Here is a 26,425-nt window from a genome sequence, read left to right as displayed (position 1 = left end):
GCAACCCCGCGCGGTACCGGTCAGGCGCCGAGCACATCCGCCAGCCGCAGCTCGTCGGCGGTGGGATCCTTCAGGAACAGCTCCGCCTCGATCTCGTTCAGGTGCGACAGCATCAAGGTCCCCGCGCGCGCCTTGTCGCGCTTGCGGATCGCGGCGACGATTCCCGCGTGATGATCGGTGCCGCAGGCCGGCGTGTCGTGGCGGCGGTAGAGCAGGATGATGAGCGAGGAGCGCGCGATCAGCTCCTTCAGAAAGCCGAGATAGATGCCGTGGCCGCTCATCTCGGCGACGAGACGATGAAACTCGCCGGAGAGCCGCACCGAGGCGCGCGCATCGCCGCGCAATTCCGCTTCGCGCTCCTCGGCAAGATGCTGGCCGAGGCGATCGAGCCAGGCCGGCGAAACCGCATCGATCGCGCGGTCCACGATGGTAGGCTCGATCAGGCGGCGCGCCTCGAACACTTCGCGGGCATCGGCGGGCGTCGGCCGCGCGACGAAGGCGCCGCGGTTCTTCTCGATGTTGACGATGCCCTCATGTGCGAGCTGCTGCAGCGCGGTGCGCACCAGCGTACGGCTCGCGCCGTAGATCTCGCCGATCTCGTCCTCACCGAGCTTGGTGCCGGGCAGCAGGCGATGTTCGAGGATCGCCGCGGTCACGCCCTCCCGGATACGGCTGACGCGATCGCTCGCATCTGGCGCATCGGGTTTTTGGCGGGTCTTGGCGGCCATGGGGGGCGGGAGCTCGATCGACAGGCGTTCGGCCTCGAATGTTAGTCGACGAGCTGTATCCAATCACAGGCGAAACTTTATACAATCTTCGCCCGTTTTGTGTGCAGATGACTGCGCAGGTGGTGGCCAGCCAACCGGGGGCCGGAACTGACCTAACGATCTGACTCCGCTGCACAGTTTTGGAAATTCGCACAGCCGCGGGCTGTTGGCACGGACCTTGCGGAGAGAGGCGAGACGCATCGCCCCTCCTCGGACACGCCATGGCCACTCCCGCCGCTCTCGAACTGGTCGCCGTCACCAAGCGCTACGACACCACGCTGGCGGTCGATAACGTCAATCTGAAGATTCCGGCCGGCACCTATTGCTGCCTGCTCGGCCCCTCCGGCTGCGGCAAGACCTCGACCCTGCGCATGATCGCCGGCCACGAGGCGGTCAGCGCGGGCGACATCATCCTGGGCGCGCAGAACGTCACCGACCTCGAGCCCGCCAAGCGCGGCACCGCGATGATGTTCCAGTCCTATGCGCTGTTTCCGCACCTCTCCGTGCTCGACAACGTCGCATTCGCTTTGAAGATGCGCGGCATCGACAAGCCGACGCGGCACAAGCGCGCCGGTGAATTGCTCGAGCTGGTCGCGATGAGCCAATATGCGGGCCGTCTGCCGGCGCAGCTCTCCGGCGGTCAGCAGCAGCGCGTCGCCCTCGCCCGCGCGCTGATCACCGAGCCGCAGATCCTGTTGCTCGACGAGCCGCTGTCGGCGCTCGATCCTTTCCTGCGGGTGAAGATGCGCGGCGAGCTGAAGCGGCTGCAGCGCGAGCTCGGGATCAGCTTCATCCAGGTCACCCACGGCCAGGAAGAGGCGATGGCGCTCGCCGACCACATCGTTGTGATGAATCACGGCCGGATCGAGCAGCAGGGCACGGCGCGCGAGATCTTCCACCATCCGCGCACCGAATTCGTGGCGCGCTTCATCGGCGGCCACAACGTGATCAGCGACGCCGGCAATCTCATCGCCGTGCGCGCCGATCAGCTCGGCATCTTGCCGTTGGCCGACGGCGCCTTCGGTGCGCCGGCGCTGCTGACGCAGACCGAGTACCAGGGCTCCTATATCGCCGTCTCGCTCACGCTCGACGACGGCACTGCCCTGTTTTCCCATGTTCCCGAGGCCACCTTCGACGTCCACCCGTTCCGTCCGGGCGATCGCGTGCTGGCCACCTGGGATCCCGCCAAGGCGCAACGCCTGCAATAGCGCCGATCGATCACTGGAATGCGCAACAGAGGAGTGACTGACATGAGCGAGACCACCAGGACGACCGGCGTCAGCCGCCGCACGCTACTCAAGGGCACCGCGGGTCTCGCGGGCCTTGCCGCCGGCTCCGGTGCGATCACCGGCTTTCCCTACGTGAAATCGGCCGACGCGAAGGTGCTGCGCTATCTCGGCACCGCCGTGAACGAAGGCGACGACATCTCCAAGCAGTGCCTGAAGGACACCGGCATCAAGATCGAATACATCACCGCGACCACCGACGACGTCACCAAGCGCGTGATGACCCAGCCGAACTCCTTCGACGTGCTGGACACCGAATATTTCTCCCTGAAGAAGCTGGTGCCGTCGGGCAACATCCTCGCGCTCGACGCCAAGAAGATCAAAGAGTTCGACAACATCACGCCCGTCTTCACCAAAGGCGAGACGCCCGGCGGCAAGAAGATCGGCGGCCAGGGCACGGCACCCTGGAAGGTGCTCTATCTGGAAGGCAAGGACTCCAAGAAGTTCGCGACGTCGGCGACCGAATTCGTGACGCTGATCCCGACCGTCTACAACGCCGACACGCTCGGCATCCGCCCCGACCTGATCAAGCGGCCGATCAGCTCCTGGTCCGAGCTGCTCAATCCCGAATTCAAAGGCAAGGCCTCGATCCTCAATATCCCCTCGATCGGCATCATGGATGCCGCCATGGTCGTGGAAGCCTCCGGCAAGTACAAATATGCCGACAAGGGCAACATGACCAAGGAGGAGATCGATCTCACCATGAAGGTGATGACCGAGGCCAAGAAGGCCGGCCAGTTCCGCGCCTTCTGGAAGGACTTCAATGAGAGCGTCAACCTGATGGCTTCGGGCGAAACCGTCATCCAGTCGATGTGGTCGCCGGCCGTCACCAAGGTCCGCTCAATGGGCATCCCCTGCACCTTCCAGCCGCTCAAGGAAGGCTACCGCTCCTGGGCCTCCGGCTTCTGCGTCTCCAAGGGCGTGTCGGGCGCGAAGCTCGACTGGGCCTACGAGTTCGTCAACTGGTTCCTGTCCGGCTACGCCGGCGCCTATCTCAACCGCCAGGGCTATTACTCCGCAGTGCTCTCCACCGCGAAGGCACACATGGAGCCCTACGAGTGGGCGTACTGGATGGAAGGCAAGCCGGCCGAGAAGGACATCAAGGCGCCCGACGGCTCGCTCTTGGAAAAGGCCGGCGCGGTGCGCGACGGCGGCTCCTACGAAGACCGCATGGGTGCGGTCGCCTGCTGGAACGCCGTGATGGACGAGAACGACTACATGGTCCGCAAGTGGAACGAGTTCATCGCGGCGTAATGGACATGTCGGAAGAAGTCCTGCAAGAGGCTACCCCGGGCTTGCTCCCGGGGTCGGGCACAGCGCGCGCCGCAAAGCCGACGCGCCTGTCGCCGTCATTCATCTCCTGGCTCCAGGCCGGGCCGATGATGCTGGTGTTTCTCGCCTTCTTCCTCATTCCGCTCGTCTTCGTCGTCATCGTCTCGTTCTGGGACTACAACGAATATCAGCTGCTGCCGGCTTTCTCCGGCCGCGGCTACACCGATACGTTCGAGGGCTGCATCGAGCAGCTTCCCGACCTCTGCACGATCGGCAAGACCTATGTGATGACGCTGAAGCTCTGCTTCATGGTCTGGGCCATCACCCTCTTCCTCGGCTTCTGGGTCGCCTACTTCCTCGCCTTCCACGTCAAGTCCAAGACCTGGCAGATGGGCTTGTCGCTGCTCTGCACGATCCCGTTCTGGACCTCCAACGTGATCCGCATGATCGCCTGGATCCCGTTGCTCGGACGCAACGGCCTCGTGAACTCCGGCCTGATGAAGACGGGACTGATCAACCATCCCTTGGAATGGCTCCTGTTCTCCGAATTCTCCGTGGTGCTGGCGCTGGTGCACCTCTTCACCTTCTTCATGGTGGTGCCGATCTTCAACTCGATGGTGCGCATCGACAAGTCTCTGATCGAGGCGGCCTATGACGCCGGCGCCACCGGCTTCCAGACCCTCGTCAACGTCATCATCCCGCTGGCGAAGCCCGGCATCGTGATCGGCTCGATCTTCGTCATCACCATCGTGATGGGCGACTTCATCACCATCGGCGTGATGGGCGGCCAGCAGATCGCGGCGGCCGGCAAGATCATCGAGACGCGGGTGAATGCGCTGCAATTTCCCGCCGCCGCGGCCAACGCCGTGATCCTGCTCGCGATCACCTTCCTGATCATCACCATGATGTCGCGCATCGTCGACATCAAGAAGGAGCTCTAACGCATGAAGGAAGGACGTCCGCGCTCTTTCTACGTGCTCGCGATCTTCTTCGCGGCCTATGTGCTGTTTCTCTATGGGCCAATGATCGCGATCTACGTGCTGTCGTTCCAGGGACCGCAAGGGGGCCTCACCTTCCCGATGAACGGCGTGTCGACCTTCTGGATCGCAAAACTGTTCCAGGGCACCGGCATCGTCGATCTCGGCGCAGCCTTCCGCCGCTCGCTGCTGCTTGGGGTGATCGTGATGATCGTCACCGTCGTGCTGTCGGTCGCGGCCGGCATGGCTTTCCGCAGAAAATTCAAGGCACAGAGCATCCTGTTCTATTCGGCGATTGCGAGCCTCATCGTGCCCTCGATCATCACCTCGCTCGGCATCTCGCTCGAATTCCGCATCATCGACGATCTGATCAAGGCGCATTGGAACGAGAATTTCGAGACCTCGATGGGCCTGCTCACCTCGGGGCTGGGCGCACATCTGACCTGGACGCTGCCGTTCGGCCTGCTGATCATGTTTGCGATCTTCAACCGATTCGATCCGCGCCTAGAGGAAGCCGCGCGCGATCTCGGGGCGACGCCGTGGCAGACCTTCCGACACGTCGTGCTGCCGATCATCCTGCCCTCGGTGATCGGCATCGGCCTGTTCGGCTTCACGCTGTCCTGGGACGAGCTCGCGCGCTCCAGCCAGGCGATCGGCGCGGTCAATACATTGCCGCTGGATCTGCAGGGCCTCACCACCACGGTGACCAACCCCGACATCTACGCGCTCGGCACCGTGATCTCGGCAGTGTCATTCGCGGTGATCACGCTTGCGCTCGGCACCATCCACATGCTCAACAAGCGGCAGGCGGCCAAGGGTTCGGACGCCGGCAAAGGGCTCGTCTGACGAGGGACTTGTCTGATCACGATGCGACTGCACGTCGTCAATCCCAACACCACCGCGTCGATGACCGCGAAGATCGCCGCTGCGGCGCGCAGCGTTGCCCTCCCCGGCACCGTGATCGACGCGCGTCAGCCGACGATGGGCCCAGTCTCGATCGAGGGGTTTTACGATGAGGCCTTCGCCGTTCCCGGCATGCTCGGCTGTATCCGCGAGGCCGACCGCGATGGCGCGGATGCGCACATCATCGCCTGTTTCGACGACACCGGCTTAGATGCGGCGCGTGCGGTGGCGAAGGCACCGGTGATCGGCATTGGTGAAGCCGGTTTCCACATCGCGAGCCTGATCGCCGCGCGTTTTGCCGTCGTGACGACGCTCGGCGTCTCCATCGTGCCGATCGAGCATAACTTACGGAAATACGGCCTTTCTGATCGCTGCGCCCGGGTCCGCGCCGCCGAGGTGCCGGTGCTGGCGCTCGAGCAGCGCAACACCGATGCGCTCGGCAAGATCTCTGCGGAGATCACGGCTGCGATCCGCGACGACCGCGCGGAAGTCATCGTGCTCGGCTGCGCCGGCATGGCCGATCTCGCCAGCGAGCTCGCCGAAACACACGGCCTTCCCGTCGTCGACGGCGTCGCTGCCGCGGTGACGTTGGCGGAATCACTGGTGCGGCTGGGACTGAAGACATCCCGCCTCGGCCCCTACGCAGCGCCGCGCGCGAAGAGCTATTCCGGGCCCTTTTCGCAGTTTCAGCCTTGATCCTGCGCCTTACGGGGCCCTGGAGCCCGCAAGGCCCGCTGATCACTGGTTTTTTGGCTCTCAGCCTCTTTTTGGTCCCATTCCTTGCCGAAACGTAGCGTTTTCGGGACGCCCCCGGTGACCCCTCTGAGTTGCCGGTCTTCGCCACTCGCCAAGTTTCTGTTGGGTTTTGTCAGCGATGATCGATCTCGCCCAGGACACACCGTCCAACCCCCTCCTTCGTCTTGGCGCCCAGCCCATCGCGCTGACCGCTGCAGCCCTGTTGCTCCTGATCGCGGGGGTGACTTCAATCGCGATCTGGCGTGCCTATACCGGCGCCGCCCCCGAGACCGACCGGGTGGTGGCATCGCGACAGCTCCAGGCCCGCACGGTCCAGGCATCCGAGCAGCTGGTTGAGAAAACCAAAGGGCTCGAAGCGACCCAGCAGGAATCAATCGACCAGCTTCAGGTGGTGCAGGACCAGCTCCAGACGATGAAGCGGCTGATGGCGGCGCAACAGGCCGACACCAAGCGCCTGTCCGAGCAGGTCGCAAGCCTGAACGAATCCATTGACGGCCTGCGGCAGTCCTTTGCCAGTGCACGGTCGACCGAGGTCGAAACGCCGTCGGTTACCCGCAGGAAACCTACCCGGTCCCGCGTCCACGCCAGCGCACGCAAGAGCTCGCGCGGCTGACCTGATCAGGGCGCGGCGGGAACTTTATTTTCGCCACTTGTGAACTGGATCACATTCGCTCGTATGATTCCGCGCGATGCTCGCGGTTACCGGATGGCGTGAGCCGATTTCAATATCCGGGGCTGGCAAGGTCGTTGACGGTATACTGCGTCAACGGCCTTGTTCTTTAGCAGGCGTACCGCTTCACTCGCAGACGTCGACCCGACGGTACCGCCAGCCCGATGGCGTCATGACACGCTTCCGTGCGACATAGCAGCCGCCATAACCGTCGTCGTAGCCGGCACCATAATAGTAGGGATCACCGTAGTACGGGTAACCGTAGCCGTAATAGCTCCCGTAGTAGCCGGCACCGACGAAACCCGCCCCGATCGCGAACCCTGGCCAGAAGCCGCCGCCATGCCAATGCCGGTGCCCCCAACCGCCCCCACCATGGAAACCACCGCCATGGAAGCCTCCACCATGCCCGAAACCGCCCCGCGCCTCGGCCACTTGCGGCGCTGACAGCCCGACTGCCGCGGCGGTCAGCGCCGCCGTCACCATCTTGCGTAACATGACTCGATCCTCCGCGCGGATACGCTCCACGCTTCAAAGCAGGATCAAGCTAACGTCACCCAGGCATTCCGGACAGCCACACTGTCTCACTTCCGCGCGAGCATTCAGCAGCCGCGGCAGATGCTGTTCATTTTCTTGTCGAGCCGCCGGTTCTCGGCGTTGACGGTGGCATCAGTCTCCCCACCTGTGCCGGCGCCGGTGGTGACTCCGGATCCCGGACCAGATGATTGAGCCGTACCCAGGCTGTTGGTCCCGGGCGGCGGAGCGGGCGAGTTGCCAACGCCTCCGGTCGATCCCATCGAACCTCCGGTCGTTCCCACCGAGCCTCCGCTCGATCCGGCAGAGCCGCCGGTCGCTTGCGCCAATGAGACGGCCGGCACCGCCGCGAGTGCGAGGATCATGATCGTGGTCTTGATTGAGCCGGTTGCGGACGGTCTGGCCATTGCAAATGCTCCTTTGCCGGTCAACGGCCGCGATCAAGACCTGTTCCGGAACAAATGCCGTCACAGCTTGAAAGCGAGAGAGGCAAATCACGATGACCGATCGAGATCCCTTTGGCGCGCGCAAGATGTCCGGTCTCGTCGTGACGGTGCAGATGCGGCACCTCGCTCTTGATCCGCGAACTGCTTCACGATTAAAGGACGCGCCGGTATTTTTACCGTACCGAGCCCTGCCTGGAGGCGGGCCGCGCCGGCACGTTCTCAGCCGATCCGCTTCAAGCCTTGCTTGAAGCGCGGACCGTTGGCGACGTAAAACCTCGCCGCACTTCCCATCTTCTGCACCTGAGCGTCGTCGAGCGTGCGGATCACGCGCGCCGGCGAGCCGATGATCAGCGAGCGCTCGGGGAACTCCTTGCCCTCGGTGATGACGGAGCCGGCGCCGACGATGCTGTTGCGGCCGATCCTTGCCCCGTTCATCACGATCGAGCCCATGCCGATCAGCGCGCCCTCCTCGATGGTGCAGCCGTGCAGGATGACGTTGTGGCCGACCGTGCAGTTCCTGCCGATGACAAGCGGAAAGCCGAGATCGGTGTGGCAGGTCGAGCCGTCCTGCACGTTGGCGCCCTCGCCGATCTCGATCCACTCATTGTCGCCGCGCAGCACCGCGCCGAACCAGACGCTCGCGCCCGGCTTCAGGCGCACCCGGCCGATCACGGTGGCGGTCTCGGCGATGAAATAATTGCCGTCGGCGGGAAGGTCGGGCGCCTGCCCATCGAGCTCGTAGATCGCCATGGAGGTCTCCTGTCGCGTTGACCACTGGCATAGCCAAACGGCAGCCTGGACGCAAAGGGCCGGCCGCGATCAAGACGCGGGCATCAGACCAGGAGGCCGGCCGCGCGCAGCGTCATCAGAAAGAAGGTGCCGCTCATCATGCTCCAGAACCCGGCGATGAGGGTCGCCATCATCACGAATTCGACGCGGCGGCTTTCCACGCGCATGCCGCGCAGCGTGTTGCGCATGATGATGAAGGGCGCGGCGAACACCAGGAACGGAACCGCCGCAAAGGTTTTCGGCGCCACACCGTCCTGCAACAGGCCGAAGCCGGCGGGCCGCTGCGCGAGCGCCTGGTATCCATTCACGAGCGCGCCCGCGAGCGCAAAACCGATGCAGATCGAGAAGAAAGTGTTGAGAGCTTCAGGTGTCATCGGAACGGTCCGCCCTTACGCAACGCGAGGTGCCATCCTGTGACAAAAAGTGCCGGTTAACGCTACATTATCCTTAAGGGAAGGTTAACGCGACCAGCCGGTCCGCGCAGAGCCGTCCCCGCTTCCCGCGGCCGCGAACGCTGCGCGAACTCGCCGTCGCGTGGCATATTCGGCGCTGATTCGTCGGCCATCGGCCGACCTCCGGCTCGACTTGCGCAATTCATGACGGTGTTCTCGGCAGCTCCCCTCAGGTCCCCCCGCACGCGCACCCCGGCGCATGTCGTCCCGATCGCGCTCGCCGGCACTGCCGCGGCATGCGCGGTCGCGCTCGTCGCCTACCTGTTGTGGCCGACCTGGGGCAGCCGGGGCGCGGACGCCCCGGACAAGCTGCCGGTGAGCGTCGGCGGCACGGTGTTCAACCTGCCGGTGACCGCGATCCGCATGAAGATCCAGCGGCACTCGGGGCCGCAGGAACGCATCGATCTCGACTTCCTCTACCCCTCGCTGGAGCCGCCCGGCGCGCCCAGGCACGTCACCGCCGACACGGCGGAAGCGGCGGTGCAATCGATCGACCGCATCTTCCTGTCGATCGCGGCCCATCACGAGGCGCTCTCGCCCGAGCAGCGAACCGCAACGATCTATCCGCGCTATCTCGACCAGGCCGCGGCGATGCCTGTGGACGGCCTGACGATGCGGATGTTCCGCACCGACACGCCCTACGGCAGCGAGGACCTCTATTCCGCTGCAAGCCCCGTGCTGACGGCGCGCTGTACCCGCGATGCGGCCACCCCGGGCATGTGCCTCTCGGAGCGCCGCGTCGGCGGCGCCGACCTCACCTTCCGCTTTCCCCGCAGCTGGCTGTCGCAATGGCGCGACGTGGCGGAGGCGATGGAGAAGCTGACGGCGCAGTTGCGCGGGCCACGGGGCTGAGCGGGGCCTTCCAAAACAAAAAGTTCGAAAACAACCCCATGCACAGTAGCCAAGTGCTTGGCACGACTTCGTATTTTTCGAACAAGACTTGATCCGTCGGGCAAAACAGGAGCATGATGCCATCATGCGCTTCCTGAAGCCGCCGGGGTTGGCTCTAACAGACACGTGCGCGAACTATGCAGCGCATCGATCTCGACATTCGCCTCTTTGAAGAGATCAAGCGCGCTCATGGGCGTTGCAGCGCGTCCGGGACACGATAGCGACGCACACGGCAAAGGTTTCTTCGCCCGCAACGGCGGCGTAGCGACAACTACTCCTGATCGACGAGATCGTCCTCGAGGATCGCCATCTGGAACTGGAACGAACGATCGTCGTCCTCGTCGTCGACGAACAGCACGCCGATGAATTCCTCGCCGATATAGACTTCGGCGGAATCGTCCTTCTTCGGCCGCGGCACGACGCGAATCTTGGGATTGCCGAATACGCGCTTCAGATACGCGTCGAGCTTTCTCACTTCCTTGACGTCCACGGCAGTCTCCAATCGAAAATGGGTTGGCGGGGTTTACGACGAGACGCGGCGAACCGCCAGCATGAATTGCCAAAGAAATTTGGGACGGAAAGGGCCGGAAAACCGGCCCCGTTCCGGTCGAGCGGAGATTAAAGTCCCATGGCGTTGATCATTTGATCCATCGTGCGCGACGGCTCGGCGCAGCCGGCTTCGCCGACGATCTTGGCGGGCACACCTGCAACCGTGACGTTGTGCGGCACCGGCTTGACCACGACCGAGCCGGCAGCGATGCGGGCGCAATGGCCGATCTCGATATTGCCGAGGATCTTCGCGCCGGCGCCGATCAAGACGCCATGGCGGATCTTGGGATGACGGTCCTCGTTCTCCTTGCCGGTGCCGCCGAGGGTGACGCCGTGCAGGATCGAGACGTCATCTTCGATGACGGCCGTCTCGCCGCAGACGAAACCGGTGGCGTGGTCGAGGAAGATGCCGCGGCCGATGCGCGCGGCTGGATTGATGTCGGTCTGGAACACCGCCGACGATCGGCTCTGAAGGTAGTATGCGAAATCCTTACGGCCCTTGAGATAGAGCCAGTGCGCGAGGCGATGGGTCTGGATGGCGTGAAACCCCTTGAAGTAGAGCAAGGGATCGATGAAGCGCGAGGTTGCGGGATCGCGGTCGTAGACGGCAACGAGATCGGCGCGGAAGGCGTTGCCGATATCAGGGTCGTCGCGCAGCGCCTCGATATAGGCCTGGCGCACGAGGTCGCCCGACAGTGCGGAGTGATCGAGCCGGTCGGCGACGCGGTGGACCACCGAATCTTCCAGGCGGCCATGATGCAGCACCGCCGAATAGATGAAGGTCGCAAGCTCCGGCTCGCGACGGACGATGTCCTCCGCTTCGCTCCGTATCCGGTCCCAGATCGGATCGAGCGATGCGAGCTTTCCTCCCGGATTGACCTGATGCACTGCCATGGGAATTTGCTCTCTCGAATGGGCTTCTTTTGCGGGCTGTATAGCACAGTCTAGGCGACAAAGTCCTGACGGGCTTGCCTGAGAGTGAACAGCACCTCGCCCCACGGGGGCACGCCAAGGCTTTGAAACACAACAGTTTCTTCTGACGCCCCGAAGTGCAAGGTCGGCTCAAAGTGGTCAGAGTTTTGCCAAATTCAAGCGGGGCGGCGTCAAACTATTGGTGAATTCTCTCTGAGCCTTTATTGCGGTCATGTCCGAGCGAGGACGGGAGCGGATTTGAGCATCACCACCGAACAATTGCGCGCGCGCGCCGCTGATACGTTTTGGCTGCGGCTGGCGGCGGTGGCCCTGCCCCTCCTGATGATCGCGCCGGCGGTCTGGAACGGCTATCCGCTGTTGCAATGGGATACCGGCGGTTATCTGGCGCGCTGGTATGAGGGCTATCTAGTGCCCAGCCGCTCCACGGTGTTCGGTCTCTATCTGCATTATGGCGAGGGTTTCGGCTTCTGGATCAATCTCGCCGTCCAGTCCCTGGCGACGCTGTGGCTGCTGCAGCTCACACTTCGTGTCCTCTCGATGATGCAGACCTTCCGCTTCGTCGCGATCAGCCTCGGCCTGATCCTGTCGACCGCGCTGCCCTGGCTTGCGAGCATGCTGCTGACCGACATCTTTGCCGGGCTCTCGGTCCTGTCGCTGTTCCTGCTGGTCGTCGGCGCCGGCAGGACATCGACGCGGGAAAAGGTCGCGCTGTTCGCCTTCACCTCCTTTGCCGCGGCGACCCACAGCGCCACGCTCGGCGTGCTGCTCGGCCTGTGCGTCGCCGGATTGATGGTGCGGCCGTTCATGGGCAAACGCCTGCCGCTTGCCGGATTAGCGCAGGCGAGCCTCTCCATCGTTGCCGGCGGCCTGATGCTGGTGTCGGCCAATTACGCACTGTCCGGCAAGCTGGCCTGGACTCCCGGCGGTTACGGCGTCGCCTTCGGCCGCATGATGCAGGACGGCATCGTCGCACAATATCTCAACGACCATTGCCTGCGCGAACGTTACAAGCTCTGCCCCTATCGCAACGAGCTCCCGGCGACCGCCGACGAGTTCCTGTGGGGCAAGAGCATGTTCAACACGCTCGGCCGGTTCGATGGGCTCAACGAGGAGATGGGCTACATCGTCGTGCATTCGCTCGCGGACTATCCGGCCTGGCAGGCCGGCGCGGCGTTGCGCGCGATGGGCCAGCAATTGCTGCATGTGGCGACCGGCGAAGGCATCAATGGCTGGATCCCGCACACCTACGGCATCATCGAGCGCTACATCCCCGCGCAGGTCGCTCCGATGCGGGCGGCGCGGCAGCAGCACTGGGACATCAACTTCGATGACGTCAACCGGCTGCATGTCCCCGTCGCGCTGGCCTCGATGCTGGCGCTGGTTCTGCTGCTCGCAGATGCGCTGGCGAAACGCCGGCTGGACGATCTGACGCTGCTGGCGGCGACGGTGACGCTGGCGCTACTCGGCAACGCGTTCATCTGCGGCGTGATCTCCGGCCCGCACGACCGCTACGGCGCGCGGATGGTGTGGGTGGCGACGTTCGTGGTGCTGATGGCCGCGGCGCGGCGGCTGGGCGAGGACGTCAAAGCGCGATGAGATTGGGATGACGAGTCATCGCGCTTGGTTTCGTCCGAGCAGCGATCGCTTTTGACTTGGCGTTCAGCAGCCTATCCGCCTCGGCAAAGAACGAGAGTCCAATGACAGCCCGTGGCGAACTCCAGGCGCTCTTGCACGTTTGCTCGTAACTCGCTGCTGACATCCCCTATTTTCTGCGCGACCTCCCTGAGGGAGTGGGGAGGGAGCGGACGTGGTGCAACGCACAGAAAATCAATCTTGAGTCGCGGCCGCTGATCGGGCTTAATTTTCCCGATCTGCGATTTCCGCCGATCGGAAAACGGGGAATTGCGATGAAGATGATAATCGGACTGCTGTTTGCATTTCTTTTGGCCGTACCCGCTAAGGCGCAGGACTCTCCATTCCGTAAGGAGCTGAAGCGCGCTGATCTCTCAGGCACAAACATGGAAGTCATCACCAGTATTTCTGAGATCAAACCGGGTGACGTCTCAACCCTCCACATTCACCACGGAGAGGAGTCATTCTACGTCTTAGAGGGCGGCACGATCGAACTTCCCGATGGGAAGCAAGTGCCGTTCCCAACCGGTATAGCTGCCGTTAACGTCCGCGAAGTGCCCCACGGAGCTTTCAAGGTCGTCGGCGACAAAACCGTGAAGCTTCTCACGGTGCATATCGTCGACAAAGGTAAGCCTCTCTACGACAAACCTCCTGCGAAATAGATCGACCCGCGGGAGACCGCATTGTGCGGGCGGTCTCCGCTCCCCTGAGAGAAGTCAGGGCGAGTGAACGTCGGCTTTTGGCCCTTTGCGAGTGGATGGCCCCTTGTGATGGGACATTTCAGGACAACCCGACCGCCTCAGACAGCATTGCCTCAGCCGCGCCGTGACAGGAAATCCAGCACGCCGATCTTGTAGACCTTGTCGCCGACCGCACGCATGTGATCGCGATTGGGAATATCGAGCACTTCCGAACCAGGGATGATCGCGCCGAGCGCGCTGGCACTTCCTGCGACGTCGTCGGCGCTGCCGACCGCGATCAGCACCGGCACCTCGATCCGCGCGGCCTCGTCCCTGGTCATGAGCTCGCGCGTGCCGCGCAGGCAGGCGGCGAGCGCACGGCGATCGGAGCGGGTCTGATCGGCAAAAGCGCGAAACGTGCGGCCGACGGGATCGGTGACGTCGTCGAGCGAGGGTGCTTCCAGCGCCTTGGCGACGTTCTCGCCGGGTCCGGTGCCCTCGATCAGGCCGCCGATGCCGATGCCGCCGAGGATCGCCGAGCGCAGGCGCTGCGGCTCGTTGAGGGAGAGCCACGCCGTCATCCGCCCGCCCATCGAATAGCCCATGATGTCGGCCTGCGGAATGGCGAGGTGGTCCATCAGCGCGAGCACGTCGCCGGCCATCGCGGGAATCGAGTACTGCCCGGGCTCGTAGAGCTTTGCGCTTTCGCCGTGGCCGCGATTGTCGAGCGCAATCACGCGGCGGCCGTTCTTGCGCAGCTCCGAAACCCAGGTCGGATAGACCCAGTTCACGTTCTTGCTGGAGGCAAAACCGTGCACCAGGATGATCGGATCGCCCTCGCCTTCATCGAGATAGGCAATTTCAACGGCGCCGTTGTGGAAGCTCGGCATCAATCAGTTCCGGAGGTTTCGAGGGGGAAAGCTCGATCTTAGAGCATGATCCGGAAAAGTGTGCAGCGGTTTTTCCTCGCGGCAAACGCGGACCGCGCTTGCGCAGAGATCATGCTCAAACAATAGCCCGGAGTGCGCCGACGATTTACCCCAATTTCGTCGCGCTTTAGGCCTCGAGAGCCGCACGTTCCAGCGCGGCTTCGGCTGCGATCTGCGCACGGCGGAGCCGCCGCGCGCGCCGACGATCGCACCAGGCCTGGGTCAGGCGCTCGGTGGTCGCCTTGATGGAGGAGAGAAGACCGAACAGCGTCAGTGCCGCACCGAGCAGCCAGAGCGTCAGATCGAACGCGCCGCCGATCAGCAGCAGCGCGCCGCGGCCGAGCAGCTTCAGAATCGCGCGGGTCTTGCCGCCCTGCGCTTCCGCAAGCCGCGCCGCGCGCGCGACGTCCTTCGGTCCTTCGGCGATCCGCAGCGTGTCCATCGCGCCGCGCGTGCCGGTCTTTTCGGCGACGCGCGTGACATCCTTGCCGAGCCGGACCAACGCGCCGGCCTTCTCGGCCCGGAACGCGGCTTTGATCGCGCTCACGGTCTGACCCGGCCGCAGCACCGAGCCTGATGCCACCGCGTTCCGGAGCGCCGGCGTGTCGACGACCTCGCGCGCAGACCGGCCGGCCCATGCGGCGAGCCCCTCGCCGAGCCGTCCGACCTTCCGCGCATCCTTCACCAGCGTCAGTCCGGCGCGCACCGGCGCGGCACCGCCGACGGACACGTAGGTTGCCGCCGTCACCGCAAGGCCGGCCGCCGCAAGGGAGAGCACGAGGCGGTCGGTGTCCTCGCCCATGGCCAGATGCTTGCCCTCGCGCACCACGTCCCTGACGTCGCCGATCACGAACAGATCGCCGGCCACCGTTCCCGACAGGCTCGCGACATCGTCCGCGTTGCCGGTGACGAGACCGGTGGCGAAGCGCTTGGCGAAATGCGCGGTGGAATTCGCCGATTTCACGGCGTCCTCGACGCGGCTCAGGAGGTCGTCGGGGAGCGCGATGTTGCGGTCACGCGCCAGCGCGACGAAACTGTCGGCGAGATCGGCATCGCCTGATGCAAGCGCGGCCTCGATATTGTCCTGGACCAGGTGGTCGTTCTGCCTCAGCAGTGCACCGAGCTTCAGCTCCGAGAGCGCGGCCGGATCATCCTGGGCAGAGAGGATCGCGCCTGCCTCACGGGCGTGCGGCGCGACCTGCGCGAGCATGAAGCTGCAAGCCGCGATACCGGTCAACGCTGTGCTGATTCGCAGCCACTTCATGCGGAAAGCCTGGACACTCTCGGATCGCTCGTGCCTGATGACTCGTCTTTCGTCACAAATTGCACGCGTCCCCAGACATAGTGTGCCAAAATTGCGACACAACGTCCCCGACGAAAGAAGGGCTTCTCTCTGGCCTCAAGATTGTGTCGAATTTGCATGAGCAAACGAGCATGGGGCAATTGCAAGCTTTCGGTTCCGCTGGACTAGCAATCATCTGCACCCGCCAGTATGGTCCGCGGCGCCTTAAAGATGCCGCGTCAGTCGTTGATTGTGTCTGCCGCCATTGCCACTCCAGGATGAGTTACGATGTCCGACCATGTCGTCCCGCACTTCCATAACGATGCCGGTGTCCCCGTCATCGAGATCGGCTCGCAAGAGTTCATGTGCGTCGGCGCCAATCCTCCGTTCGATCATCCACACGTGTTCCTCGACCTCGGCAACGACAACGAGATCATCTGCCCCTACTGCTCGACGCTGTACCGCTTCGCGGCCGACCTGAAGCCGGGCGAAGCCCGCCCGCCGGAATGCGTCCTGAAGGACAAGGTGGCCTGACCGCCTCCGTCGGTCTGGGGTGGCGCTCTCCCGAACGATTGTCATCGCCGGCGCCGGCATGGGTGGCCTGACGGCCGCGCTTGCGCTCGCCGCCCGCGGCTTCCGCATCGTCGTGCTGGAAAAGGCCGAGCGCCTCGAGGAAGTCGGCGCCGGCCTGCAGCTCTCTCCCAATGCCAGCCGCGTGCTGGTCGAGCTCGGCCTCACCGACCGCCTCAAGTTGCGCGCGGTGATCCCCGAGGCGGTCTCGATCATGAGCGCGCGCGCCGGCGGCGAGCTGCTGCGCATGCCGCTCGGTGAAGCAGCCTCCGCGCGGGCCGGCGCCCCCTACTGGGTGGTGCACCGTGCCGACCTGCAATCGGCACTCGCCGGCGCTGTTGCCGATCATCCCGATATCGACCTGAAGCTGGGTGCGGTCTTCGAGGACGTCGCGCCCCACGCCAAGGGACTGACCGTCGTCCACCGCAGCGGCACGATCCGCCGCAGCGATCTTGCCAGCGCCCTGATCGGCGCCGACGGCATCTGGTCGACGGTACGCCAGCATCTGTTTCCCGAGGTGCAGCCGCGCTTCTCCGGGTTGATCGCCTGGCGCGGCACGCTCGAGGCCACGCAGCTGCCCAAGGAGTATACCGCACGCCGGGTGCAGCTCTGGATGGGGGCGAACGCTCATCTGGTCGCCTATCCGATCGCAGGCGGACGCCAGATCAACGTGGTGGCGGTGCTGCCCGGCACCTGGAACCGGCCGGGCTGGAGCACGCCCGGCGATCCGCGCGAGGTGATGGACGCGTTCGCCGCGCCACGCTGGCCGCCGGCGGCGCGGATGATGCTCGCCCCGGTCGACAGCTGGCGGAAATGGGCGCTGTTCGGCGTGCCCGATGGTTGCCCCTGGAGCAAAGGTCCGGTGGCGCTGCTCGGCGATGCCGTGCATGCGATGCTGCCTTTTGCAGCCCAAGGCGCCGGCATGGCGATCGAGGATGCCGCCGTGCTGGCGCGGCTTTTGAGCCTCGAGGCCGCCGAGAGCACCGCGGGCATCACCGCCGCGCTCAAGCAATATGGAGCTGCGCGCCGGGCCCGCGTGCGGCGGGTGCAGCGGACCGCACGACAGCAGGGCCGGATCTATCACTTCAGTGGGCCGCTCGCGTTCGCACGCGATCTGGCGATCCGCGCGCTCGGCCCGGAGCGCATGTTGGCGCGGCAGGATTGGATCTACAACTGGCGGCCTTGATGCGAAGCGCCGCCGGCACAATGGCTCAGCGGGCCGCTTTCCCGGATCTCGATGCCGGCTTGGCGGTGGCCGCGGGCGATGCCGCAGGTGTCGCCTCAGGCGGCGTCTCCCGGCACTTGTTGCGGCGCCAGGCGTCCTCGGCCAATTGCGCCTGCCCGCGCACCGCGACGTAGTCGTTGCGATAAGCGAGCTCGGACACGACGGCCCCGCCGGCCCCGGTCTGCGCCTTGTCCATCAGTCTCTGCAAATCGGCGGTGCGATTGGCGAGATTCTTGCGCTCGGTCTCGAGCTGCTTGCAATCGTACAATTCGTATTTGGCGGGATCGGCAAAGGCTGGTGCGATCGTCTCGCTCATGCCGGCGCAGCCGGACAGCGCGACGCCAGCTGCGAGCAGCGCGATGAGCGCGCAAAAACCGCGCAGCGAAGAGCAAGACGAAACAGCCATGCCGGATGAATAGCCCCCGTGGATTGAGAATGCCTAAAGCAGCAACAGATGTCCGGATTGAGGCTTTGCCTTGTGCGCCCGGCTCGCTTAAGGAAGAACCGTCCCCTCGGCTATGCACCGCGCCAATTCCAGACGGCCGGGAAGGACTTAAATATTTGATCTCGTTGGATCAAGCGGGCATGGCGGAATTGGTAGACGCAAGGGACTTAAAATCCCTCGGTGCGCAAGCGCTGTGCCGGTTCGACCCCGGCTGCCCGCACCACGAGAGCTGACGGTGCCACCTCGGCAAGAAATACAGCGCTGTCAGATCGGGACAGAGGACCAGCTCGAAGGCCCTGACGATGCCGAGTAACCCGGCCTGAGGCACGAGCGAAAACCATCATCCTTGCACGCTCCCTCACCGGTTTTTGACCGCCCCTGCCCCGCCTGCCAGCCATCCCGAAACATGGGTTGTGCGACGCAGCATCAGCGCTAGATAAGTCGCTCGATTGCAGGGGTGAGTTTCTTGTCTGACGTCAATGCCGACGATTGGGTGTCCTCCGGACACCGCCCGATGGGTTTTCCAGAATTCGTCATCGTGATCGCGTCCATCATGGCGCTCAATCCGCTCGCGATGGACATGATGCTGCCGGCGCTGCCCAATATCGGCACCGCCTTCAAGATTCCCGTCGCGAACCATCTCCAGCTGGTGCTGTCGACTTTCCTGATCGGCTTCGGCGCCGGCCAGTTCGTCATGGGTCCCCTGTCGGACCGTTTCGGACGCCGGCCGGTGCTGCTCGGCGGCATGGCGGTCTATGCGGTGGCGAGCGTGCTGGCGGTCGCGGCGCCCTCGTTCGAGACGCTACTGCTGGCGCGTGCGCTGCAGGGGCTCGGCACCTCGGCGACGCGCGTGATCGCGACCTCGATCGTGCGCGACTGCTATGTCGGCCGCCGCATGGCGAGCGTGATGTCGCTCGCGATGATGGTGTTCATCGCGGTGCCCGTGGTCGCCCCCTCGTTCGGACAGGCGGTGCTGCTGGTGACGGCGTGGCGCGGCATCTTCGTGGTGCTGATGCTCTATGGCCTGCTCGCGCTCGCATGGTGCGTGCTGCGGCTGCCTGAAACCCTTCCCGAGTCCGAGCGCAGGTCGCTGGCGCCCGCCGACGTGCTCGCAGCCTTCCGCCAGACCGTGACCCATCGCCAGACGATCGGCTATGCGACGGCGGCCGGAACCGTGATCGGCGCACTGTTCGCTTACGTCTTCTGCGCCCAGCAGGTCTTCACCGGCATCTATCATCTCGGCCACTACTTCCCGCTCGCTTTCGCGGCGATCGCCGCCGGCACTGCCATCGCCGGCTTTCTCAATGCGAGGCTGGTCGGGCGGCTCGGCATGCGCGTGATCTCGCACGGGGCGCTGACGCTCTACGCCGTGGTGGCCGGCGTGATGCTGCTGACGGAAAGCCTCGGCGTGCTGCCGCTCGCCTTGTTCATGGCGCTCTCCGCTTTGATGATGTTCTCGTTCGGCATGATGGTCGCCAACTTCACCGCGCTCGCGATGGAGCCGCAGGGACACATCGCCGGCACCGCCTCCTCGCTTTACGGCTCGATCACGACGCTGATCGGAATCGTGGTCGGCATGGCGATCGGGCAGAGCTTCGACGGCACGCTGCTGCCCTTCTCGGTCGGCTTCTTCCTGTCGACCCTCGCTGCGCTCGCGATCGTGCTGGTGGTCGAGAAGGGCCGGTTGTTCAGGCCGCATCATCGTCCGGTCGGCTGAGGAACCACGCGGCGGCCTCGATGTTGTCCTGCAGCAATTCCAGAGGATGCTGCAATGGAACTGGAACACCGCGAAGAGCGCGACGAAGTAGAACGGCAGAAGACGGAACGTTCCGAACCGCGCGCTGAGCGGGCCGCGTTCACCACGCCGCTTGCGAGCGAGGGGCTCGAGCAGGTGCGCGACAGCCACTGCTGAGCACGCCGCCTATTCGGTGCCCCGCCGGCTGGCGCTGAAATCATCCGCAGCGCTGGCCGGCACCGGGCTTCCCTGCGGCAGCGCCATCAGCACGATCACGTCCCGAGACAAACCAGGCTGGCCCCACAGGGAAGCGCGCACGGTGAACTCGCGCCTGACGAAATGCCCACCGCGGGCGGACACCCATTCCATCCAGCGGCTGCAATATTCCTGCCCGCGGAAACAGAGTGCGGCCCAGCCGCGGTCCAGCGTCGTCTGGTGCGGCAGACCCCAAGTGTATTGGTACTCGAACGGCCGTGCGTAATGCGGATGGTCGGGACTGTAGAACGCCGTCGCGAAGGCAAGCGCGTCGTCGCCGCTGACCGCACTCAGCGGCTCAGCGGTCTGCTCGCGCCACTCGCGCGTCAACTCGCCGGCCGCCTGCGCGTAAAAGTTCCGGCCCTCTTCATAGCCGTGCTTGTTGCGATAGATGGCATGGATCGGCGCCGCGATCAGGACGGCGGCAAGCGCAGCGCCGGCAACGATCACCGTGAGGTTCACGGTGTGGAAACGCTCGATCGGATAGCTCGTGCCGCAGACCACGAGAACGGCGAACAGGAACAGCCCCTGCAAGGCCCACAGCGACGGCAGATCGGTGCCCCACACAAGCGACGTCAGCACCGGCAGCACGATCGTACCGATCGTGACGTAGAACAGTAACCGCAGGCCCGGGCTCATGGCCGCGAAGTCGGCTGTAAACTGCTTCAAGCGCGTTCCCGCGATCAGCACCCAGAGCAAGGCCGATAGGCTCATCGCGGCGGCCAACCCCAGCACAAAGTTGCTCGCCTCGCCGAGTGAGCTCGAGACGTTGCCGTTGGCATGCGCCAGTGCGTAGGTGAAGGTCGACGCGCCCGTGGTCGCGAGCCAGTAGAGGTGGGGCGACAGCGCCGCGAGCCCGACGACGACCGAGATCCATGGCGAAGCGGAGCTGAAATAGGCGCGGCGCGCCGGGTGCGCCAGCGCGGCAAACGCGAAGCTCACGACGAGAAAGATCGAATAATATTTGCCGACCATCGCCAGCGCGGTCGTGCATCCCGCCGCGATCGCCCACGGCCAGGCGCGCGTCTCGAACGCGCGCAGAAAGCACCAGGTCGCCAGCGGCCAGGTCGCCAGCAGCACCGAATTGGCATTGAAGCGCTGGGCATGAAATTGGTAGGCCGGCGTCAGCATCAGGAGCAGGAGCACCAGGATGCGCTTGTGTCCGGTCACGAACTGCCGCGAGATCAGATCGACGAAGAACAGCGCGAGCCCGGCATTGGCCATCGCCATCAATTGCAACGACCAGTCGCTGAGCGGAAACACCGAGGTCCACGCCGCCGTCACCCACCCCATCAACGGCGGATGCTTGTGATAGCCGAAAGCGAAATTGCGGCCCAGCGTCCAGGCTTCGAGCGTATCGGGATGAAGGCCGCCGCCGGCATAGGCGATAGCGAGATAGAGGGTCCAGACCACGATAAAGCAGGCGATGAGAAGCGGTACGGCCCAGCCAGCCTCGACGGCGTCGAGCCAGCGCAGGAAGGGCCGGCGCCAGGGCGCCGGCGCGCGATCGGACCGTTCGGCCATCGCCTGGAATGCAAAATCGATCGGCACGGGAAGCAAATCTGAAAAAATGATACGCGAAGACGCAGCATCTATTTCAGCTTGGAAACAAATAGCAACGATTAGCAATTGAAAAAGTTAAAGGGCGCCGCCTTTCAACCAGCGCAAGGCCATCAAACGGCAACGGCGCCGCTGATGACAGCGGCGCCGTGCGAGGGTCCGGCCGAAGGCCGCGAGAGGGGTTCTCGCCCTATTCCGACTTGTCGATGTTCCAGAACAGCGGCGTCGCCGGACCGTCGAGCACGCCGGTCAGCGATTTGCGCCAGCCGCTCGGCAGCAGGTACTGCCCGAGCGGGATATAGATCACCTGCTCATAGGCTTCCTTCTGGATGTCGGCCGCGATCTTCTTCTGCTCGTCGAGCGAGGCTGCGCGGACGAACGCATCCTTGAGCTGCTCGATCTTGGCATCCTCCGCCCAGCCGAACCAGCCGCCCTTCTTGCCCTGGCCGCCGATCGAGAGATTGGCGATCGGGTTGGAGACGTCGGCCGCGACCCAGTTGGTGAAGAACATGTTCCAGCCCCCCTCCTTCGGCGGCTTCTGGCTGGCGCGACGGCTCACCACGGTCTGCCAATCGGTCGCCTGCAGGTCGACCTTGAAGCCGGCCTCGCGCAGCAGCTGGGCCGCAACGATCGGCTGCGCCTTCAGCGTCGTGACGTCGCCAGGTGCCATGATCACGACCGGCGTGCCGTCATAGCCGGATTCGGCGAGCGCCTTCTTCGCTTCGGCCATGCCGTTGCCCTTCACGAGGGTCTCGGCACCGACCTCGGTTGCGAGCGGCGTGTCGCACACGAAGAAGGCACCACAGATCTTCTGATATTTCGGGTTTCCGACCAGCGCGTCGAGAACGTCCTTCTGGTTCATCGCCAGCAAGGCAGCGCGGCGCACCTTCACGTTGTCGAACGGCGGATAGAGGAAGTTCATGCGGCCGAGGGTCTGGAAACCGAACTTATTGGAGACCTCGATCGTGAGCTCCTTGTTCGCTTCCAGCACCGGCAGCATGTCGTATGGCAGATTTTCCATGAAATCGATGTCGCCCGACTGCAGCGCGTTCACCGCGGTCTGCGAGTCCGGCATGGTGATCCACTCGACGCGGTCCACCTTCACCACCTTGCCGCCGGAGGTCCAGCTCGCCGGCTCCTTGCGCGGCACGTAGTCGGTGTTCTTGACATAGACCGCCTTCACGCCGGGCTGGAATTCGCCCTGCACGAACTTGAAGGGACCCGAGCCGATCTGCTCGGGGATCTGCTTGTCCGGCGGCGTCTCGGCGAGACGCTTCGGCATCATGAAGGCGACGCGCGAGGACGGCTTGCCGATGGAGTCGAGGACGAGGCCGTAGGGTTCCTTCAGCTTCAGCGTGATGGTCTTGGCGTCGGTCGCCTCGAGGCTCGCGGTGAAGTCCATGAGCTTCTGGCCCATGCCGTCGACCGCAGCCCAGCGCTTCAGCGAGGCGACGCAGTCCTCCGCCGTCACCGGCGCACCGTCATGCCACTTCAGGCCATCGCGCAGGGTGAAGGTGTAGGTGAGCTTGTCATCGGAGATCTTCCAGTCCGCCATCTGCGGCTGGATCTTGAAATTCGAATCCGGGGCGACCAGCGTGTCGTAGACCATGTAGCCATGGTCACGCGTGATGTAGGCCGTGGTGAAGATCGGGTCGATGATGCGCAGATCCGAATGCATCACCGCCGTGAGGGTCTTGCCGGCCGCCAACACTGGCGAAGCCAGCGCAGTCGAAAGCGCGACGACCGTCAGCGCAAGTTTGGAGGCGAATGCGCGAGCCCCCCGGCGCGTGAAGTGGAACATAGAGGGTTCTCCTGACGTGAAACTGTTCAAAGGCAGGTTATTGGTTGAGCATGCGGTTCGTTCGTTGGGCGAACTAACCTCATGCAATGCCTTTATCTTTTCGAGACTTGCAGACAGTGTTGAGCGCGTCAATCCGGTTTCGTCGCAAGCCCTCGCGGCGCGCGCACGGGCTCCACAAAGATCAGTTTGGCTCTACAACGCTCTCCGCTGTCCTGCCCCGCGCCGATGCAATGCGCGTTCCATCTTCGCAGCTTGAGAGACATTGAGATGAATCCAGCCAATCTTCCCTTCGATTCCGAGGCCATGCTCGAGGGCCTGCGCACCTGGGTGGAATGCGAGAGCCCGACCTGGGACGCGAACGCAGTGAACCGCATGCTCGATATCGCAGCGCGGGACATGGCGATCATGGGTGCTACGATCGAGCGCATCGCCGGCCGCCAGGGCTTTGGCGGCGTCATCCGCGCGCGCTTTCCCCATCCGAAGCAGGGCGAGCCGGGAATCCTGATCGCCGGACACATGGATACCGTTCATCCGGTCGGCACCATCGAGAAGCTGAAATGGCGGCGCGAGGGCGACAAATGCTACGGCCCCGGCATCTACGACATGAAGGGCGGCAACTATCTCTCGCTGGAAGCGATCCGCCAGCTGGCGCGCGCCTCGTTCACGACGCCGCTGCCGATCACCGTGCTGTTCACGCCGGATGAGGAAGTCGGCACGCCCTCCACGCGCGACATCATCGAGGCCGAAGCCGCACGCAACAAATACGTGCTGGTGCCGGAGCCCGGCCGCGCCGACAACGGCGTCACCACCGGACGTTACGCCATCGCACGCTTCAATCTCGAAGCGACGGGACGGCCGAGCCACGCCGGCGCAACCTTGTCGGCAGGACGCTCGGCAATTCGCGAGATGGCGCGGCAAATTCTTGCGATCGATGCGATGACGACGGAGGACTGCACCTTCTCGGTCGGCGTCGTGCATGGCGGACAATGGGTCAATTGCGTTGCCACGACAGCCACCGGCGAAGCGCTGTCGATGGCCAAGCGCCAGGCCGATCTCGACCGCGGCGTCGAGCGGATGCTGGCGCTGTCCGGCACCACCAACGACGTCACCTTCAAGGTGACGCGCGGCGTGACGCGGCCGGTGTGGGAGCCGGATGCCGGCACCATGGCGCTGTACGAAAAGGCGCGCGGCATCGCCAAATCCCTCGGCGCGGAATTACCGCATGCGAGCTCCGGCGGCGGTTCCGACGGCAACTTCACCGGCGCAATGGGCATCCCGACACTCGACGGCCTCGGCGTGCGCGGCGGCAATGGCCACACGCTCGAGGAGTTCATCGAGGTCGACAGCCTGGTCGAGCGCGGCCGCCTGATGGCGGGACTGCTGGCAACGCTGGAGTAAATTGAATCAACTTCGCACTGCACAATGCATTGGCAATCGCGGTCGAAATTTAGCCTTGTCCAAAAATGAGGCGTATCGTACTGCTCGGCTTGTCCACGCGACGATGCGGGAGAGATCGCAACGAAGGCATGCTGCTTTCGTTACGGCGCCGACGGAGCAACCGCCCCGGAAACTCTCAGGCAAAAGGACTGTATCGACAGGACGATCTGGAGAGAGACGGCACGATTTGATCATCGTGACGTCCACCGAAGGGGATAGTCCGAGGCTGACCTTCCGAGGTCCGCGCCGGATCAAGCTCTCAGGTAACCGTGACAGATGGGGCGCCGCCAACGGCTTTCGAGCCGGCGGTCAGCCATCTCTAACTCACGGGAGCCCCGACTTCATCATGACTCATATCGCCATCATCGGCGCCGGCATCACCGGCGTAACGACCGCCTATGCCCTGCTGGAACGCGGTTACAAGGTGACGGTGCTCGACAAGCACCGCTATGCCGCAATGGAAACCTCGTTTGCGAACGGCGGACAGCTCTCCGCCAGCAATGCCGAGGTGTGGAACTCTACCGCGACGATCCTGAAGGGCCTGCGCTGGATGTTCCGGCGCGATGCGCCGCTGCTGATGAACCCGTGGCCGAACTGGCACAAATATTCGTGGATGAGCGAGTTCGTCGCCAATATCGGCAACTACCGCGCCAATACCATCGAGACCACGCGGCTGGCGATCGAAGCCCGCAAGCATCTGTTCGAGATCGCGGCGCGCGAAGGCGTCGACTTCGATCTCGAGCGCCGCGGCATCCTCCACATCTATCGTGACAAGGCCGGCTTTGAATCCGGTCTGCGCGTCAATGCGCTACTGCAGGAAGGTGGCCTCGACCGCCGCCCGGTGACGCCGGAGGAAATCCGCGCGATCGAGCCGACACTGCGGAAGGACTATTATGGCGGCTTCTTCACGCCGTCGGATGCGACCGGCGATATCCACAAGTTCACCCGCGGGCTGGCGGAAGCCTGCAAGCGGCGTGGTGCGACCTTCATTCATGAGGCCAACATCGATTCGATCGCACGGGCCGGCAGCGGCTTTGTCATCGGCTGGGCCGATCTCGCGACGAGCGATGCTGACGCGCCTCAACGCGGCATGCTGAAGGCGGACGGCGTCGTGGTCTGCGCGGGCGTTGCGAGCCGTCATTTCGCCGCCCTGCTCGACGAGCGCGTCAACGTCTATCCGGTGAAAGGCTACTCGATCACCGTGCAGCTCGACACCGCCGAGAGCCGCAACGCCACCCCGACCGTGAGCCTGCTCGACGAGGCCGCCAAGATCGTCACCAGCCGGCTCGGGGCCGATCGCTTTCGCGTCGCCGGCACCGCCGAGTTCAACGATTTCAATCGCGACATCCGCGCCGACCGCGTGCAGCCGCTGATCGACTGGGTGCGCAGCAACTTCCCCGCCGTCGAAACGTCGCGCGTCGTGCCCTGGGCCGGGCTGCGCCCGATGATGCCGAACATGATGCCGGTGGTGCGCGCGGGACGGATACCGGGCGTGTTCTTCAACACCGGCCATGGCCATCTCGGCTGGACTTTGTCGGCGGCGACGGCGCAGATAATTGCCCAGACCATCGACGGCTGGCGCGGGCTCAATGCGCCGCCGACCGTGCCTTCACTTAGGGGTGAGCATGAACTGCGACATGCATCCTGAGTGG

The 26,425-nt window shown here is 64.3% G+C and carries 27 protein-coding genes, 1 tRNA gene and 2 riboswitches; of the genes, 16 read left to right on the top strand and 12 right to left on the bottom strand.

What is annotated here, in order from left to right; genetic code table 11:
• Positions 1–20: 20 nt before the first annotated feature.
• The gene (locus tag BRAD3257_RS15845) at positions 21–728 is read right to left on the bottom strand and encodes a GntR family transcriptional regulator (RefSeq protein WP_122402601.1); all 708 of its coding nucleotides are present in this window, start codon (positions 726–728) and stop codon (positions 21–23) included.
• 260 nt (positions 729–988) lie between these two features.
• Between BRAD3257_RS15845 and BRAD3257_RS15840 the strand changes: the two genes are divergently transcribed.
• The 6 genes from BRAD3257_RS15840 (at position 989) to BRAD3257_RS15815 (ending at position 6,574) form a co-directional block, all read left to right on the top strand.
• A complete protein-coding gene (locus BRAD3257_RS15840) occupies positions 989–1,975 on the top strand; it encodes an ABC transporter ATP-binding protein (protein WP_122402600.1) in 987 nt (328 codons plus the stop codon).
• Between the two features lie 42 nt (positions 1,976–2,017).
• Positions 2,018–3,307, top strand: a complete 1,290-nt coding sequence (locus BRAD3257_RS15835; RefSeq protein WP_162500223.1) for an ABC transporter substrate-binding protein — start codon at positions 2,018–2,020, stop codon at positions 3,305–3,307.
• Entirely contained in the window at positions 3,307–4,266 is a 960-nt protein-coding gene (locus tag BRAD3257_RS15830; protein ID WP_122402598.1) for an ABC transporter permease, read from the top strand. The genes BRAD3257_RS15835 and BRAD3257_RS15830 overlap by 1 nt, the downstream gene beginning before the upstream one ends.
• A 3-nt stretch (positions 4,267–4,269) precedes the next feature.
• Entirely contained in the window at positions 4,270–5,148 is an 879-nt protein-coding gene (locus BRAD3257_RS15825; RefSeq protein WP_122402597.1) for an ABC transporter permease, read from the top strand.
• A 21-nt stretch (positions 5,149–5,169) separates the two neighbouring features.
• Positions 5,170–5,901, top strand: coding sequence for an aspartate/glutamate racemase family protein (locus tag BRAD3257_RS15820; protein WP_122402596.1), 732 nt, complete (start codon positions 5,170–5,172; stop codon positions 5,899–5,901).
• Positions 5,902–6,079: 178 nt separating this feature from the next.
• Positions 6,080–6,574, top strand: coding sequence for a hypothetical protein (locus tag BRAD3257_RS15815; protein ID WP_122402595.1), 495 nt, complete (start codon positions 6,080–6,082; stop codon positions 6,572–6,574).
• 183 nt (positions 6,575–6,757) lie between these two features.
• On the opposite strand, the gene BRAD3257_RS15810 is transcribed toward BRAD3257_RS15815, so the two are convergent.
• The 4 genes from BRAD3257_RS15810 to BRAD3257_RS15795 all read right to left on the bottom strand — a co-directional run bounded on the left by BRAD3257_RS15810 (position 6,758) and on the right by BRAD3257_RS15795 (position 8,771).
• On the bottom strand, positions 6,758–7,126 hold the full coding sequence (locus BRAD3257_RS15810; protein ID WP_122402594.1) for a hypothetical protein: 369 nt from the start codon (positions 7,124–7,126) through the stop codon (positions 6,758–6,760).
• A 104-nt stretch (positions 7,127–7,230) separates the two neighbouring features.
• Positions 7,231–7,569, bottom strand: coding sequence for a hypothetical protein (locus BRAD3257_RS15805; protein ID WP_122402593.1), 339 nt, complete (start codon positions 7,567–7,569; stop codon positions 7,231–7,233).
• Positions 7,570–7,827: 258 nt separating this feature from the next.
• Positions 7,828–8,358, bottom strand: coding sequence for a gamma carbonic anhydrase family protein (locus BRAD3257_RS15800; RefSeq protein WP_122402592.1), 531 nt, complete (start codon positions 8,356–8,358; stop codon positions 7,828–7,830).
• Between the two features lie 83 nt (positions 8,359–8,441).
• Positions 8,442–8,771, bottom strand: a complete 330-nt coding sequence (locus BRAD3257_RS15795; protein ID WP_027576733.1) for a DUF6949 family protein — start codon at positions 8,769–8,771, stop codon at positions 8,442–8,444.
• A gap of 222 nt (positions 8,772–8,993) precedes the next feature.
• On the opposite strand from BRAD3257_RS15795, the gene BRAD3257_RS15790 reads away from it, so the two are divergent.
• A complete protein-coding gene (locus BRAD3257_RS15790; protein ID WP_122402591.1) occupies positions 8,994–9,701 on the top strand; it encodes a hypothetical protein in 708 nt (235 codons plus the stop codon).
• Positions 9,702–10,011: 310 nt separating this feature from the next.
• Here the strand turns inward: BRAD3257_RS15790 and BRAD3257_RS15785 are convergent, their stop codons facing one another.
• Together BRAD3257_RS15785 and cysE are read right to left on the bottom strand one after the other, a co-directional pair.
• The gene (locus tag BRAD3257_RS15785) at positions 10,012–10,230 is read right to left on the bottom strand and encodes a DUF3126 family protein (RefSeq protein WP_007602550.1); all 219 of its coding nucleotides are present in this window, start codon (positions 10,228–10,230) and stop codon (positions 10,012–10,014) included.
• 128 nt (positions 10,231–10,358) lie between these two features.
• Positions 10,359–11,183, bottom strand: a complete 825-nt coding sequence (cysE, locus tag BRAD3257_RS15780) for a serine O-acetyltransferase (RefSeq protein WP_122402590.1) — start codon at positions 11,181–11,183, stop codon at positions 10,359–10,361.
• A 276-nt stretch (positions 11,184–11,459) separates the two neighbouring features.
• Here cysE and BRAD3257_RS15775 point away from each other — a divergent pair, with 276 nt between their 5' ends.
• Positions 11,460–12,818: a hypothetical protein gene (locus tag BRAD3257_RS15775; protein ID WP_162500222.1), complete on the top strand. Its 1,359-nt coding sequence runs from the start codon at positions 11,460–11,462 to the stop codon at positions 12,816–12,818.
• Between the two features lie 311 nt (positions 12,819–13,129).
• On the top strand, positions 13,130–13,516 hold the full coding sequence (locus BRAD3257_RS15770; protein WP_122402589.1) for a cupin domain-containing protein: 387 nt from the start codon (positions 13,130–13,132) through the stop codon (positions 13,514–13,516).
• A gap of 152 nt (positions 13,517–13,668) precedes the next feature.
• On the opposite strand, the gene BRAD3257_RS15765 is transcribed toward BRAD3257_RS15770, so the two are convergent.
• Positions 13,669–14,424, bottom strand: a complete 756-nt coding sequence (locus tag BRAD3257_RS15765) for an alpha/beta fold hydrolase (RefSeq protein WP_122402588.1) — start codon at positions 14,422–14,424, stop codon at positions 13,669–13,671.
• A gap of 166 nt (positions 14,425–14,590) precedes the next feature.
• Positions 14,591–15,727, bottom strand: a complete 1,137-nt coding sequence (locus tag BRAD3257_RS15760; RefSeq protein WP_122402587.1) for a hypothetical protein — start codon at positions 15,725–15,727, stop codon at positions 14,591–14,593.
• A gap of 306 nt (positions 15,728–16,033) precedes the next feature.
• Here BRAD3257_RS15760 and BRAD3257_RS15755 point away from each other — a divergent pair, with 306 nt between their 5' ends.
• Complete coding sequence (locus tag BRAD3257_RS15755) at positions 16,034–16,279, top strand: zinc-finger domain-containing protein (RefSeq protein WP_008562814.1); 246 nt, start codon at positions 16,034–16,036, stop codon at positions 16,277–16,279.
• Positions 16,280–16,298: 19 nt separating this feature from the next.
• The gene (locus BRAD3257_RS15750) at positions 16,299–17,501 is read left to right on the top strand and encodes an FAD-dependent monooxygenase (protein WP_122402586.1); all 1,203 of its coding nucleotides are present in this window, start codon (positions 16,299–16,301) and stop codon (positions 17,499–17,501) included.
• 25 nt (positions 17,502–17,526) lie between these two features.
• On the opposite strand, the gene BRAD3257_RS15745 is transcribed toward BRAD3257_RS15750, so the two are convergent.
• On the bottom strand, positions 17,527–17,946 hold the full coding sequence (locus BRAD3257_RS15745) for a twin-arginine translocation pathway signal (protein WP_122402585.1): 420 nt from the start codon (positions 17,944–17,946) through the stop codon (positions 17,527–17,529).
• Between the two features lie 173 nt (positions 17,947–18,119).
• Between BRAD3257_RS15745 and BRAD3257_RS15740 the strand changes: the two genes are divergently transcribed.
• The 3 genes from BRAD3257_RS15740 (at position 18,120) to BRAD3257_RS40315 (ending at position 19,897) form a co-directional block, all read left to right on the top strand.
• Positions 18,120–18,208, top strand: a tRNA-Leu gene (locus BRAD3257_RS15740).
• 243 nt (positions 18,209–18,451) lie between these two features.
• Positions 18,452–19,702: a multidrug effflux MFS transporter gene (locus BRAD3257_RS15735; protein ID WP_122402584.1), complete on the top strand. Its 1,251-nt coding sequence runs from the start codon at positions 18,452–18,454 to the stop codon at positions 19,700–19,702.
• A gap of 54 nt (positions 19,703–19,756) precedes the next feature.
• Positions 19,757–19,897 (top strand): hypothetical protein, encoded by a 141-nt coding sequence (locus tag BRAD3257_RS40315; RefSeq protein WP_174221574.1) that lies wholly within the window; start codon positions 19,757–19,759, stop codon positions 19,895–19,897.
• A 9-nt stretch (positions 19,898–19,906) separates the two neighbouring features.
• Here BRAD3257_RS40315 and BRAD3257_RS15730 read toward each other — a convergent pair whose 3' ends face one another.
• Positions 19,907–21,499 (bottom strand): glycosyltransferase family 39 protein, encoded by a 1,593-nt coding sequence (locus tag BRAD3257_RS15730; protein WP_122406588.1) that lies wholly within the window; start codon positions 21,497–21,499, stop codon positions 19,907–19,909.
• Positions 21,500–21,725: 226 nt separating this feature from the next.
• Positions 21,726–23,336 carry an ABC transporter substrate-binding protein gene (locus BRAD3257_RS15725; protein ID WP_122402583.1) on the bottom strand — a complete coding sequence of 537 codons (1,611 nt, stop codon included), beginning with the start codon at positions 23,334–23,336 and terminating at the stop codon, positions 21,726–21,728.
• A gap of 267 nt (positions 23,337–23,603) precedes the next feature.
• Between BRAD3257_RS15725 and BRAD3257_RS15720 the strand changes: the two genes are divergently transcribed.
• Positions 23,604–24,734, top strand: a complete 1,131-nt coding sequence (locus BRAD3257_RS15720) for a M20/M25/M40 family metallo-hydrolase (RefSeq protein WP_122402582.1) — start codon at positions 23,604–23,606, stop codon at positions 24,732–24,734.
• Positions 24,735–24,830: 96 nt separating this feature from the next.
• Positions 24,831–24,935, top strand: a riboswitch (glycine riboswitch).
• A gap of 3 nt (positions 24,936–24,938) precedes the next feature.
• Positions 24,939–25,051, top strand: a riboswitch (glycine riboswitch).
• A gap of 68 nt (positions 25,052–25,119) precedes the next feature.
• Entirely contained in the window at positions 25,120–26,421 is a 1,302-nt protein-coding gene (locus BRAD3257_RS15715) for a D-amino acid dehydrogenase (RefSeq protein ID WP_122402581.1), read from the top strand.
• The last annotated feature ends 4 nt before the right edge of the window (positions 26,422–26,425 follow it).

The organism is Bradyrhizobium vignae, from assembly GCF_900324035.1.
In the GTDB taxonomy this organism is placed as follows: domain Bacteria; phylum Pseudomonadota; class Alphaproteobacteria; order Rhizobiales; family Xanthobacteraceae; genus Bradyrhizobium; species Bradyrhizobium vignae.
This window is presented reverse-complemented; position numbering and strand designations above follow the sequence as displayed.